The 9,596-nt window shown below is 72.5% G+C and carries 7 protein-coding genes and 1 rRNA gene; 4 read left to right on the forward strand and 4 right to left on the reverse strand.

Annotation, left to right across the window (positions count from 1 at the left end):
• Window positions 1–192: 192 nt before the first annotated feature.
• Both ACLBYE_RS27775 and ACLBYE_RS27780 read left to right on the forward strand, forming a co-directional pair.
• A complete protein-coding gene (locus ACLBYE_RS27775) occupies window positions 193–417 on the forward strand; it encodes a hypothetical protein (protein WP_447696642.1) in 225 nt (74 codons plus the stop codon).
• Window positions 418–909: 492 nt separating this feature from the next.
• Entirely contained in the window at window positions 910–1,260 is a 351-nt protein-coding gene (locus tag ACLBYE_RS27780; RefSeq protein ID WP_056531099.1) for a hypothetical protein, read from the forward strand.
• A gap of 95 nt (window positions 1,261–1,355) precedes the next feature.
• Here ACLBYE_RS27780 and ACLBYE_RS27785 read toward each other — a convergent pair whose 3' ends face one another.
• The gene (locus tag ACLBYE_RS27785) at window positions 1,356–1,649 is read right to left on the reverse strand and encodes a hypothetical protein (protein ID WP_056531102.1); all 294 of its coding nucleotides are present in this window, start codon (window positions 1,647–1,649) and stop codon (window positions 1,356–1,358) included.
• Between the two features lie 129 nt (window positions 1,650–1,778).
• A complete protein-coding gene (locus ACLBYE_RS27790; protein WP_447696643.1) occupies window positions 1,779–2,363 on the reverse strand; it encodes a hypothetical protein in 585 nt (194 codons plus the stop codon).
• 491 nt (window positions 2,364–2,854) lie between these two features.
• Here ACLBYE_RS27790 and ACLBYE_RS27795 point away from each other — a divergent pair, with 491 nt between their 5' ends.
• Entirely contained in the window at window positions 2,855–4,051 is a 1,197-nt protein-coding gene (locus ACLBYE_RS27795; protein WP_447696644.1) for an FAD-dependent monooxygenase, read from the forward strand.
• A gap of 228 nt (window positions 4,052–4,279) precedes the next feature.
• On the opposite strand, the gene ACLBYE_RS27800 is transcribed toward ACLBYE_RS27795, so the two are convergent.
• Together ACLBYE_RS27800 and ACLBYE_RS27805 are read right to left on the reverse strand one after the other, a co-directional pair.
• Window positions 4,280–6,664, reverse strand: coding sequence for a type IA DNA topoisomerase (locus ACLBYE_RS27800; RefSeq protein ID WP_447696645.1), 2,385 nt, complete (start codon window positions 6,662–6,664; stop codon window positions 4,280–4,282).
• Between the two features lie 375 nt (window positions 6,665–7,039).
• Window positions 7,040–8,806: a monovalent cation:proton antiporter-2 (CPA2) family protein gene (locus ACLBYE_RS27805; protein ID WP_447696646.1), complete on the reverse strand. Its 1,767-nt coding sequence runs from the start codon at window positions 8,804–8,806 to the stop codon at window positions 7,040–7,042.
• 669 nt (window positions 8,807–9,475) lie between these two features.
• Between ACLBYE_RS27805 and ACLBYE_RS27810 the strand changes: the two genes are divergently transcribed.
• A 16S ribosomal RNA gene (locus ACLBYE_RS27810) occupies window positions 9,476–9,596 on the forward strand; the annotation flags it as partial.

Below are 9,596 nucleotides of genomic sequence, written 5' to 3' on the forward strand. Positions count from 1 at the left end.
GGCCGGTCACGGGCGCAGGCCCCCGCCTCGCAGGATCCGCGCCGGCGCGGATCCTGCGAGGTCCCTGTCGAGGCTCCCACGCGAACCTCGCGGACGCGCCCGTCATGGAGCGACAGGAGACGTCGGTCCTGGCAGGGTGGGATCCGATCGTGGCCCCGGGCCGGAGCGGAGCGCGCCCGGACCGGTGCGCGCATGAGGATGTTGTCGATGCGGGGCGCCGCGCTGATTTTCGGGACCCTTCTCGTCATCGCGACCTTCGTGTGGTTCATGTACTTCGTCCCCCTGGGATGTGCGATGAACACGACGGGGTGCCGGGAGACCTTCTCGGTCTGGAGCGGCGGCGGCCTGATCCATTTCTGGGCGCCGCTCCTTGTCGCGGGCGCGGCGATCCTTTTCGGATTGTCCGGTTCCAGGTAGATCGGCGGTATTCGTGCCTTGCGAGGGATGGCCGCCGACGCTCCGGTCGTCGACGGACCTGACCAGCGGCGACGAGAGGGTCGTCGATGTCGGGGCGAACCCGGCGGCCGGGAACGTCTCGACGGCCGAGCGGCCGTTCCGGTGGTCCTGCCCCTCGGTCACGGGTCAGCTTGCCGGCGGGACCGGGCCGTGCGAGGTGTCGCCCGCGACGATGCCTGACGTGAGTTGATCCGCCGACCGCATGAGCCTCGCCGTCGACCCGACCCGCGCCCGGACCCTGATGACCTCCGATCTGCACCGCGGCTATCGCGGCCGGGAGGGTGACCGTCGGCCCGGGCGGGATGCCGGTCGATACCGGTCTCGGCGCCGGACAATCCCCGCGACCCGGCGAAAACGCGACTGGGCCGCCCACCGCAACATCGTGCCGGCGCCTGCCGGAGGAACCGCGTCCCGCGAGGCGGGACCGTTCGCCAAGACAGGAGATGTCCGGGAATGATCATCTGGTCCGGCTGGGGAATGCTGACGGCGCTGATCGCGGCGGCGGGCCTGATCGGCAGCGTGCTGCTCGATCCGGCGCTCGCCCGCCTGGGCGTCCCGACGCCCACGGGCGTCATCCTGGTGTGGGTGGTGGCGGCCGGCTTCAACTGGTGGCTCGGCACCCGGCTGAACGGCCGGCCGGGCCGCGAACTGCTCGACCCGCGCACGGGGCAGACGGTGATCCTGCGCCCGCGCCACACCCTGTTCTGGATCCCGATGCAGTACTACTCCGTGCTCATGGTTCTGCTCGGTCTGCTCGCCGTGATCGGCGCGATGCACGCGGGCTCGCCGGGCCGGCCTGTCTGAGGGGCGAGCGCCGCGCCGCGGGTGCGCGGCCGCGACCTCTCCGAGGCCTCTCCGGCGCTAGACGCCGCGGCGCAGGGATGAAGCCCGTGGCGGTTCTAGGGGCAGTCGGGAGCGTCCGGAATCGCGTCGAAGGCCTGCGGTCCCGGCTGTGCTCGGGGGCGGACGACGACGCGGACCGTGACCCGACAGTCACCCGCCCGGACGCGGTAGCGCTCCCCGTCGACGCGCTCGACGGCATCGATCGGACGCGATCCCAGCACTCGCGCGGCCGCCTCCGCGACGGCCTGGACTTCACGCACGCGTTGCCAGGACGGCGGCAGGGCGGCCTGTGCGGTCGTCGGAAGCAGCGCGAGCCCCGTCGCGCTTAGCCAGCGCCGCGCGGCCATCATGCCCGGGCCTCCCCGGTCCTGGCGGGAGCCGACACCGGCGCCGGGACAGCGGCCCGGATCCGCCTGACCGCGAAGAGCCGAAGGCTTCGGCGCATGGGCGTCTCTCCGTTCATGCGGCGGGGACGAACCTCAGCGGACCGCGAAGACGGAGGCCGGCGCCCCGTAGCGCCGGTCCCAGCCTTCCCACGCGACGTCGGTCGGTCCCACGACGAAGTCGACGACCCGCCAGCCGTTTCCGTCCTGGCGCAGCAGCGCGGCGTAGTCGTTCGAGTCCAGATCGTCCGCGGCGCGAGGGAGGGGTCGGCCGTCGGGCCGCTGCATCCGCGCGAAGAGGAAGGCCCAGGGGCCGACCCGGTTCAGGGCGTGCACGACGAACTGCACCGGCTGTCCCCGCCCGGCCTCCGCGGGGCCCCGGGCGACATCGAGCAGGGCGCGCCGCGCCGCGCCCTGCGGGGTCTCCGTCCCGGCCTGTGTGGGCTGTCGCGTGCCGTCGCCGCAGGGCTGCCAGGTTCTCTGGGCGCCGGTGTCGGCCGGGCGCCCGTAGCACCAGCCCGCGGCGGCGAGCCGGCGATCGAGGCCGTCGCGCCGCTCGCAGGCCGCCTGCGTGCGCGGATCGTCGCCGGAACCGCCGCGGCAGAGGCCGTTGGCCGTGGTCCAGTCCCGGAGAAGCGCCGCCACCGGCTCGGCGCGCGTCGCCGTCGGCGCCGCGATCATCAGGGCGCAGAGCGCGCCGACGCGCCCTGTTCGCCGGGTCCGGTATCTCCGGCTCGCGCAGGGCGCGCGGCCATCGCCGGGGATGCCGCCATCGGCCCGCGCGACGGCGTGGCGGGCCGGAGGAGCGGATCCGCGCGTCTCCGCACCGGCGTCACCCGACCGCGCGCCGGAGCCCGGACCACCGATGGACCTTCCGTGTAACCCTTTCATTCCCCGAAATCCCTGCCTGCGCCGGCCTCACGTCAGCCTCGGGCGCACCGGACCGAGGTCCGCGCGCGTCCCGCGCGGGATGATCGGCACGATCGTCGCGCTCATGTTGGGCACGCGGCGAGACCTGTCGAGGGGATCGGCACCGCCGCGGCGCTGCACGGCCGGGGCGCGATCTCACCGCCGGCACCGCCGATACGGAAGCGTCCCGCCGCGGACAGCCGCGCTCGTCGCCGGCAACCCGCTGCACCGGGCGCTGTTGGGTCCCCGGGAGTGATTTCCGTATGGTGCGTCGCATCCTGATCACCGGCGCCAGCATCGCCGGCAACACGGTGGCCTGGTGGCTCGGCCGCAGCGGCTTCGACGTGACCGTCGTCGAGCGCGCGCCCGCCTTCCGGAACGGCGGGCAGAACGTCGATGTGCGCGGCGTCGGTCGCACGGTGCTGCGCCGGATGGGCCTGGAACGGGCCGCCCTCGACAGCGGCACCGGCGAGGAGGGCACGGCCTGGATCGACGGCCGGGGACGGGTCGCCGCGCGGTTCGACGTCGCCGGGACCGAGGGTGATGGCCCGACCGCCGAGATGGAGATCCTGCGCGGCGACCTGGCGCGCCTTCTCTACGAGCCGGCCCGGGAGCGGGCCCGCTACCGCTTCGGCGACCGTGTGGCCCGCGTCGCGGAGGACGGGGACGCGGTCGCCGTCACCTTCGCGGGCGGCGAGACGGAACGCTACGACGCGGTGGTCGTGGCCGAGGGCGTCGGCTCATCGACCCGCGAGCTCGTCTTTCCCGGAGAGAACGCGCCGCGCTGGATGGACCTGACCATCGCGTACTTCACGATTCCCAGAACCCCCGACGACGACCGGATGTGGCGCTGGTTCAACGCCACGGGCGGCCGCAGCATCTCGCTTCGGCCGGACCGGCACGGCACGACGCGCGCGATGCTGACGCTCCGTCAGCCGCCCGGCGGCGAGCAGGACTGGGATATCGCTCGCCAGAAGGCGTTCCTGCGGGCGCGGTTCGCCGACGCCGGGTGGCAGGCCGGGCGCGTCGTGGCGGGCCTGGCCGCGACGGACGATTTCTACCTCGACGTCCTGCGCCAGGTGAGGATGAAGCGCTGGTCGTCCGGACGCGTCGTGCTCACGGGCGACGCGGCCTGGTGCGCGACGCCCCTCGCGGGCATCGGCACGACGCTGGCTGTCACCGGCGCCTGCGTGCTGGCCGGTGAGCTGGCGCGCACCGACACGGTCGCGGCGGCCTTCGCGGCTTACGAGCGGGTCATGCGACCCTATGTCGAGAGGGCGCAGGGTGTCCCGAAGCTCGCGCCGAAGCTCATGAATCCGCGCACGCGGATCGGCATCCGTCTCCTTCACGCGGCCCTGAACGTCGCGAGCAGGCCCGCCGTTCGCCGCGTCGCCGCGACGGTGTTCGATGGGCGCTCCGAGGAGCCGGATGTCTCCGGCTACGTCGATCGCCCGGTCTGACGCGGCGCCTCCACGGCGCGGCGGAGCCCGTCCGGCATCGCCGCGGCCCGCCGCGCGCAGGGTGCCGCGCGGTCGGGCGATGGAAGGACGCGCCGTCCGTGCCGCCGCCGAGCACAGGCCCACGCGGGCGCGGCGCGCGCCCGCCGGATGCGCTCCGAGGACCCGGGGGCCGCCTGAGGCGCGCCCGAGACCGTTTGCCGCGATCCCGGACGTTTCCGCCGCGGCGGTTCAGGCCCGCCGGCGTGCCGCTGCCGGTCGCGGTGTTCGGGTCACACGGCCCCGCCGCTTCTCCCGCTCCGCGGACCGCTTGCTCGTCGTCCCTCCGGCGCTCGCCTCGTCCCTCCCCTGCCCTGGCCGCGCGGCGTGCGCGTCGAGGAAGCGCCGGCACGCGTCGAAGTCCGTCTCCGCGTCCGGCGGGCACGGGATGCCGCGCTGCTGGGCGAGGCTGCGCGCGTAGCCGACCATCGCCGCGCTCGGGCTCCGCCGGCCGTCTGCGCGGCTGGCGTCGTCCTCCTGCGCGGCACGCGGCCCGGCATGGGTGTCGAGGAACGCGCGGCAGACGCTGATGCTGCTCCTGCAGCCACGCGGCAGCGTCACGCCCTTCCGCTCGGAGAGGCTCACGGCGAACGCCATCATGGCCGGCGTCGGCGGCCGCTGGTCGCCCTGACCGGCCGGGATCAGGCTCGGATCGAGGCTGACCGTCGGCGCCTGCGAGATCGCGGCGATCAGGTCGTCGAGGCGGGCGCGGGTGCGCTGGCGGAAGGCGGTCGCGCGCGCGACAGCCTCGGCGCGCGTGGCCGCCCTCCCGATCTCGGCGAGTTCCGCCTCGAACATGGCGCGCCCGACCGGATCTCCGTAGGCCGGGAACACGCTGCGCACCGCGCGGACGAAGGTCAGGCCGACCTCGGTGACCTCGATGGCCGGATCCTTGCCGGTAGACAGCGTGATGTAGCGGCTCTTTAGAAGCTTGGGCAGGATCGTATCGCGCGTCGCGGCCGTGCCGAGCCCCTTCGGCTCGTTCGGGTTGGCGGGGTTCTCCAGGGCGCGCTTGGCGGCCGGATCGTCCACTTGGTCGATCAGCCGGCCCATCACCACCGGCAACTCGCCTCGGGTGATCCGCCGCGGCGGCTCGGTCATCGCGGTGGCGATCTCCGCCGTCGCGGCGGAGGCGGCCTCGCCGTCGGTCACGAGCGGCAGGCGGGTGGCGGTGGCTTCCGCCTCGCGCTTGGTCTTGCCGGGCACGGCATCCGCTTCGAGCTCGGCCTCGCTGCCGTAGAGCGCGCGCCAGCCCGGCGCGCGCACGACGCTGCCGGAGACGGCGAACCGCTTCACGCCCAGCGGTGTCGCGACATCCGCCTTGACGCTCGTGCGCGCGTCGACCCCGTCGGGCAGGTGCGCGGCGAGATAGGCCTTCGCCACGAGTTCCCACAAGCGGAACTGATCGGTGCTGAGACGGCCGCGCTCGGGCGCCTTGCGCAGGGGCACGATGGCGTGGTGCTCGCCCGGATCCGCGACGTAGTGGCCCTTCAGGCCGCGACGGATCAGCGGCGCAGCGTCGCGCGGGACGATCGCGCTCAGGTCGGTCAGGACGGTCGTGACGGCCGCGACGATCGCGGCGGCATCGCCGGCCTGGCCCTCGGGCAGGTGCTCCGACTCCGTGCGCGGGTAGCTGAGGTACCCCTGATCGTAGAGGTCCTGGGCGACGCCGGCCGTGTGCTGCGGGTCCCAGCCGAACCGCTTGGCGCAGCGCCGCGCCAGGGTGTCCTTCGAGAACAGCCGGGGCGGCGCGCGCCGGACATCCCTGTGCGCGACCGCCAGAGGGCCCGACCACGTCGCCGCGGCGGACCGGATCGTCTCGGCGGTTTCCGCGTCGAGGATCCGCTCCTTCGGGGCGTGCCAGAGGGTGATCTCCGCGCCCGCATGGGTCGTAAGGCGCAGCGCGACCTTGAAGAAGTCCTGCGGCACGAAGGACCGGATCCGCTCCTCCAGGTCCGCCAGGATGGCGAGGGTCGGCGTCTGCACGCCGCCGAAGCGCCAGGGCTCCCGGAAGGCGGGCGGGCGCAGGCGCAGCGAGATCGCCCGCGTGCCGTTCAGGCCGAGATGGTAGTCCTCGTACTGCCGGCAGAGCGCCTCGAGGTAGGCGGCGTAGTCGCGCTCGCCCGAGTCGGGATCCTTGGCCAGGGCCGCGAAGGCGCGTCGGATCGAGACCTCGTCGAGCGCGCCGAGCTTGAGCCGGTCGACCCGGCCGTTCCAGCCGAGATGCTCGAGCACTTCCCACGCGATCATCGAGCCCTCGCGACCGGGATCCGTGGCGATGATCACGCGGTCCACGCCGCTCAGCGCCTGCCGGATCGCGGCGATCTTCGGCGCGTGCGACTGCCCGGACCGGTTCGTGCCGTAGCCGACCGGGATCGTGGGAAGGACGATCGGGAGAAGGTCGAAGCGCCAGGGCTTCCACTCGGGCCGGATGCTGCCCGGCTCCTCGGCCGACAGCAGGTGTCCCTCGGCGGCCACGCAGACCGTGCTCGGCGAGCGGAAGAAGCGCTGCAACTGGCGCATCGCCGAGGGCTTCTCGAAGAAGAACAGCGTGCGACCTGAGCTCGGAGATGACATGTCGCTGACCGCTCGGGCTGTGGCCGCGCCTGACCCAGGGTTCACATTTTGTTCCAACCGGGCTCGGGACGCAACTGGCGCCGCGAGAGGGGAAGCCGTCGGAGAAGCCGGCGGCGTGTCGCCCTCCCCGGATACAGGGGCCGGCGCCGCGATGCTGGAGCGGCGCTCGTACCTGTGCTCCGGGCTCGCCCGTGGCGGCGACCCGGAATGCCTCCGTGGCCGGATTCCTGCCTATGGCTGGCGCGTCGCCAGCGACCCGCGCACCGCCCTCCGAAGGCTCCGGGCACGCGCTCGCGCGCTCGGGTTGCCCGCCCCCTGTGCCTGCCGAGACCGGCGCGCCTTGAGTGGGCACGGAACCGAGGTCCGGTCGCCGGCCTAACCGGCCGCGTGCGCTGAGCCGGGCTTGTTGCCGTGAATGAGGTCCCGACCCGCGTAGATGCCGCCGACGACCTGCAGATCGAGACGCTCCGCGTCGCGGCGCCGGACCTCCGCCAGGATCGCGCTGGCCGCTTCCGGCTCGGCTCCGGTCGTCAGGAGCGCCTGCTCGCCGAGGAGCAGAGCCGACTCGACCGTCTCGCGGATCTGGTAGGCCACGCCCGCCTGGATCAGCTCGACCGCGTGTTCGCGATCCCGGGCGCGCGCCAGCACGGGCACCAGGGGGAACTCCGCCTTGGCGATCTCCGCGACGCGTCTGGCCATCGCGGTGTCGTCGACGCAGATCAGGATCGCCCGCGCCGTCGCGGCCCCGGCCGCGTGCAGAATGTCGAGGCGGGTGCCGTCGCCGTAATAGACCTTGAAGCCGAAGCCCTCGGCGAGACGGATGTTGCTCGGGTTCGTGTCGATGATCGAGACCGAGCAGCCCTGCGCGATGAGCGGCTGACTGGCGATCTGGCCGAAGCGGCCGAACCCGACGATCAGGGCGCTGCCCACGAGGTCCTCGGGCGCCTCGACGCCGTCGGTGGACGGGGCGGCCTTGGGACCGAGACGATCGAAGGCGACGACCATCAGCGGCGTGATCGCCATCGACAGGATGATGGTGGCTGTCAGGACGGCGTTGGTCGTGCCGTCGATGATGCCCGCGCTCGCGGCGGCCGCGTACAGCACGAAGGCGAACTCGCCGCCCTGCGCCATCAGGGCCGCGCGCTCCAGCGACTCGGCGTGCGAGGCGCGCAGCACCCGGGCCACGCCGTAGATGAGCAGGCCCTTCACGGTCATGTAGGCTGCGACGCCCACCAGGATCAGGCCGGCATTCGCGGCGATCACCGTCAGGTCGAGGGACATCCCGACCCCGAGGAAGAACAGGCCGAGCAGGATGCCGCGGAACGGCTCGACATCGGCCTCCAGCTGGTGGCGGAAGCTCGATTCCGAGAGCAGGACGCCGGCCAGGAAGGCGCCCATCGCCATCGAGAGGCCGCCGAGCTGCATCGCGAGGGCCGAGCCGAGCACGACGAGGAGGGCCGCTGCCGTCATGACCTCGCGCGCCTTGGCGGCGGCGAGGAGGCGGAACAGCGGGTTGAGCAGCCAGCGCCCCGCGGCGACGAGCGCGCAGACCGAGAGCAGGGCGATGGCGACTGTGACCGCGCGCTCCGTCGCGCTCGCGGCGCTCCCGCCCGGTGCCAGAAGCGCGACGGCGGCGAGGAGCGGCACGATGGCGAGATCCTCCAGCAGCAGGATCGCCACGATGCGCTGACCCTTCGGCGTCGAGAGCGCGCCACGCTCCTCCAGGAGCTGCATGACGATCGCGGTCGAGGTCAGCACGAAGCCGGTCCCGGCCACGAAGGCGACGGTGATCGAGAAGCCGAGGGCGAGTCCGACCAGGGTGAGGGCGGCGATGCAGGCGCCCACCTGGGCGAGGCCGAGCCCGAAGATCGCGCGGCGCATGCCCCAGAGCCGGGACGGCTCCATCTCCAGCCCGATGATGAAGAGGAACATCACGACGCCGAGCTCCGCCACGTGGAGGATGGCGTGGGCGTCCGTGAACAGGCCGAGCCCGAAGGGCCCGATCGCCAGTCCTGCCAGGAGATAGCCGAGGACCGATCCGAGGCCGAGCCGCTTGAACAGCGGGACGGCGATGACGCCGGCCGCCAGCAGGGAGACGACCTGAACGAGTTCGCTCGCGGCACCGGATGCTTCGACAGCCATGGCGGGGTCCTTCCGTGGGTGCACTGGCGCCCCGCGGCCCGTGCAGGGCCCCGACGTCGCGCCGATGGATCCATCTTGAGCGAAGCACGCGCAATCAGAAATGGAAACTATCGAAACGGATCGTTTCCATGCAGGCCATCGTGCGGCCTGCTCTGACGCGCGATCCGGAGCGTGGCCCCTCGTCCGGATCACGGAGGAGTCTGCTGAGAGGCTGCCGCGGCAGCGGTTCTCCGCGCAGGGGCTCTGCCGGATCCGGGAGCGGTGTCCGCACACGCGGACGACCGCGCCCGTCACCGTCCGGCGGTCGATGAAGAGGGGCGATTGACAGCCGATTTCTGGCGCCCTATACGGCGCCTCCCGACGCGGTGCCCGGCCAGGGCGGGCCGCTCGGACGGACTTCCACTGAAGACTGCAAGCAACTGTCGGCGAGCGCCGAGTAGTTTTTTGTTGATCTTCAAATGGCACTTGTGTAAACAGGCGCCGTTCTTTGACAAGTGAATACGGGAAAGAGAAGCGTGGACGGCGCTTGTCCTTGCGGGTCCGGCGAGAGCCGGATCAACGAGAGAAGCGAGCTGTCTAACGCTTCGGAAGCTCACACATCCGGGCAGTGATGCCGGGATGATTGTGAGCCTCTGTCAAGTAGTTGTGATCAGCTTAGATCAATCTCTTCAACGTGAGAGTTTGATCCTGGCTCAGAGCGAACGCTGGCGGCAGGCTTAACACATGCAAGTCGAGCGGGCCCTTCGGGGTCAGCGGCGGACGGGTGAGTAACGCGTGGGAACGTGCCTTC

This window comes from Methylobacterium sp. A52T, assembly GCF_053346095.1.